This window comes from Bowmanella yangjiangensis, from assembly GCF_017255015.1.
GTDB classification, from domain to species: Bacteria; Pseudomonadota; Gammaproteobacteria; order Enterobacterales; family Alteromonadaceae; genus Bowmanella; species Bowmanella yangjiangensis.
In genome coordinates this window covers 1-411 of record NZ_JAFKCS010000646.1, presented here as the reverse complement: position 1 = coordinate 411, position 411 = coordinate 1, and the positions used below count along the sequence as shown (strand labels likewise).

Below are 411 nucleotides of genomic sequence, written 5' to 3'. Positions count from 1 at the left end.
CGGCTGGCTGATTCCGCTGGTCAGCCAGGTGTTCTGGATCAACCCGCCGCAGGTGCGCAAACCGGTCAAGCTGTGCCTGTTCCTGCTGCGTGTGCTGGGTGACATCGTCGTCGCCAACCTGGAAGTGGCCAAGCTGATTCTCGGCCCGGCCAGCCGCATGCGCCCGGCGTTCGTCGAGGTGCCGCTGAAGCTGGACGACGAGCTGGCGCTGACCATGCTCGCCAGTATCGTCTCGCTGACGCCCGGAACGGTCTCCGCCGACCTCAGCGATGACAAGCGCACGTTGCTGATCCACGGGCTCAACGTGGATGACGAAGCCGCGCTGGTGCGCAGCATCCAGACCCGTTACGAAGCACCACTGCTGGAGGTGTTCGCATGCTCGCGTACGTGATTCCGATCTGCCTGGCCATC

The 411-nt window shown here is 64.5% G+C and carries 1 protein-coding gene; it reads left to right on the top strand.

The genetic code is table 11. The annotated features are described in order from the left end of the window. Positions 1-391 (top strand): Na+/H+ antiporter subunit E (locus J0A65_RS26075; protein WP_206597095.1); only part of this gene is annotated, 391 nt, incomplete at its 5' end. Positions 392-411 lie beyond the last annotated feature (20 nt).